This window comes from Methanosarcinales archaeon (assembly GCA_014859725.1).
Taxonomy (GTDB): domain Archaea; phylum Halobacteriota; class Methanosarcinia; order Methanosarcinales; family Methanocomedenaceae; genus Kmv04.
In genome coordinates, this window is sequence record JACUTQ010000234.1 from 1 (window position 1) to 2,594 (window position 2,594).

3 protein-coding genes are annotated in these 2,594 nt (G+C 38.0%); all 3 read right to left on the bottom strand.

Translation table 11 applies throughout. The features are described from left to right. A partial coding sequence (locus IBX40_12615; GenBank protein ID MBE0525152.1) for a hypothetical protein occupies positions 1–325 on the bottom strand: 325 nt, incomplete at its 3' end. Between the two features lie 23 nt (positions 326–348). After that, positions 349–1,434 (bottom strand): three-Cys-motif partner protein TcmP, encoded by a 1,086-nt coding sequence (tcmP, locus tag IBX40_12620; protein ID MBE0525153.1) that lies wholly within the window; start codon positions 1,432–1,434, stop codon positions 349–351. A 5-nt stretch (positions 1,435–1,439) separates the two neighbouring features. Beyond that, positions 1,440–2,402, bottom strand: coding sequence for a hypothetical protein (locus IBX40_12625; protein MBE0525154.1), 963 nt, complete (start codon positions 2,400–2,402; stop codon positions 1,440–1,442). Positions 2,403–2,594: the final 192 nt, after the last annotated feature.

Sequence of the window (2,594 nt, forward strand, 5' to 3'; positions counted from 1 at the left end):
CTTCCACCACCCGCACCCACGGATGCGCCTTTATCTTCTCGATGTGCGCCTGAATCTCCTTATCGTTCCTGAGGCGCTGGTACACCTTTTCGATGGTTGCCATGTTGGCACTTTCAAACGCTGCATGCTCCTGCGCTTCGGGGGCGGTCAGGTCGCCTTCGAGCTGCGCCTTCCAGTGGAGGTCTGACCAGCGGTCGTAATTTATTGGTTCGAGGTGGGGGGCAACTTTAGCGGCGATTTGGGAATAGTAATATGGTTTGAGACGGAGCGAGGTGTTGATGGCTTGCGTACGTTTTGTGATTTTTGTGGTATGAGATTTATTCATTTGCTTGTGCCGCCTTTATTGCATCACAAAAATCTAATATTTGTACCATCAGGATATGTTCCTTTTCGTCTATCTTTTTTACTCAGTATTTCTGTCTCTGGTGGACTTGCATATTCCATCGGTTTCAAAATCTGTGTTTTGAAATGAGTTTCGCGATATGGTGTTTTGGTTATGACAAAATTTTCAATTTCCTTTATTGAAACCATTTTTCCTTTGAATTTGTTAAGGATTAAACTTTTCAGGTGTTGGTAATCTGGCTCATGTTCAAACAAAACAGTTTGATATGGATCAGTATTGTCTGAAAAACTGAACGTGCCAGTTTCATCAACTTTCCACATAGCACGCTTCATTTCTTTAAGCCCTTTGATACTATTTGTACAGAAAATTAAGTGATATATTGTTTGATTGAACTTATTTATCATTTCGAAGGAATGGACATAGTTTGCGACTGACTTTAAAGTATTTTGATAAAACGTAACAATATCTCCTGCATCCGAATCTTCTGTAATAACTTGCTGCCAATCAGGAGTGCCAAAAAGCGCATTAAAATGCTTATTTTTTGGCGATTCACCTTTGAATCTGTTCATAAATCCTGACATAAATGTAATAAGAACTTCACATTTCTTGTAACTCAGAAGCCGTTCAATAACTGAAAAAGGAGTATCCGAAAAACCAAATGGATCTATAAATGCAAATGTTGGGGCAATGTGTTTCTCCTGTTCGTTAAGATTGTCAAATATTGAAATAAGGGTTTCATCAAATTTGCTACATATAACTTCATATTTAATATTAGTTGGGAGGTCTATTTTATTTATCACATTTTCCAGATGTTCGCAACGATCTTTTTTTGCCTCAATAAATAAGAATAAAATTTTTGCATTTAATTTTATTTTATGGTTTATTGCTTCATTGATTGCAATAATTGGTGACCCAAGTTCACCGTTTGAATATTCACCAGGACCGGCAAAACCATCTATATACAAAATTCTACCATTAAACTTGCTTAAGATTGGGTACCACGCTTGAAGATATCGCTTCAATATTTCGTGTTTTGCTTGGGTATGAGGTTCTATAGGCCACGTTGTGGTTGATATGTTTGACTTTGACATAATCCTCACCACACACAATTGCATCTTATCTTCGTATAATCCATCTCTAGCTTCTCCCACATTCCTTTAGTTTCTTTACATAGTGCAACATTTTCATAATTATACTTTTCTTTTAAGTGATCCAAAATAGACCTATACATCAAATATCTCAGTTCAAAATCAACCTTCTTTCCCCAATTTGATTTCTCAGAAAGATATTCAACCCAGCTTTTATCTGCAGAATTGTTGATGGTGCTCTGCAATCCTCTCAATGAACCAAATGTAATTCTTTCAGGAACGAAATTGGAAAACACATCATCCAGCAATTCAACATATTTTTGGTTCCAGTTTTCCACTGGAAGCATAGGGTCTATTCTTATTCTGATCGAATAACCGTTTTCGGACAGTTTTTTGGCAGCTTCCATTCTTTTTTCAACTTCTGGAGCTCCCTTTTCCCATCGTTTCGCGACTGAATGGGTATTGAATGTAAAACTTGGAATTATATTATTGGTGTCTAACTTTAAGATATTATCAATTTCATTTGATTTCGTTAAGAATAAGACTTTATGTTTACTTTGATTCTCAAAAAGTGATGCAACAAATTCAGAAAATGGATTTCCATTGCCTTCCCACATTAAAGAATCCGACAGTTCCCCACAGTTAAGAATTTCACTACCATATCCGTTATTAATCGTTTCATCGAAAAACGCCCTAAGATGCTTTTCTATTTTCTTATAATCCTTGATGACAGGACGCTTTTTTGTAGGTAACATTCTTAGTGTTCCTTGTAAGTAGCACCAAGCGCAATTATATGGGCATCCATAACTCCATTTCAATTCAAGAAAGTGGGGACATACTGCATCTGTTAGTTCCCGAGGAATTGGGGTTAGATCGAATCTCTTTATGATAGAGCCGTCACTAACTTGTTGAACCAATCGTTTTTTAGTGCCATTTAGCAACTTATAATCTTTATATTTAACATTAAGCATTACTATCTCCTTCCACCACCTTCACCCACTCATGCCCCCGTATCCTCTCAATCCACTCCCCCACATCCGCATCGATGCGCAGTGCATCATATACATCCATGATGGTTTGCATATTAGCACCTTCGAGCGCCGCAAGTTCCTGCGCCTTGGGGGCGGTGAGGTTGGCTTCGAGCTGCGCCTTGTAGTGGAGTT

Excerpts from the sequence above, each read along its gene's own strand:
- IBX40_12625 (MBE0525154.1), bottom strand. The coding sequence starts at position 2,402 with ATGCTTAATGTTAAATATAAAGATTATAAGTTGCTAAATGGCACTAAA.
- tcmP (MBE0525153.1), bottom strand. The coding sequence starts at position 1,434 with ATGTCAAAGTCAAACATATCAACCACAACGTGGCCTATAGAACCTCAT.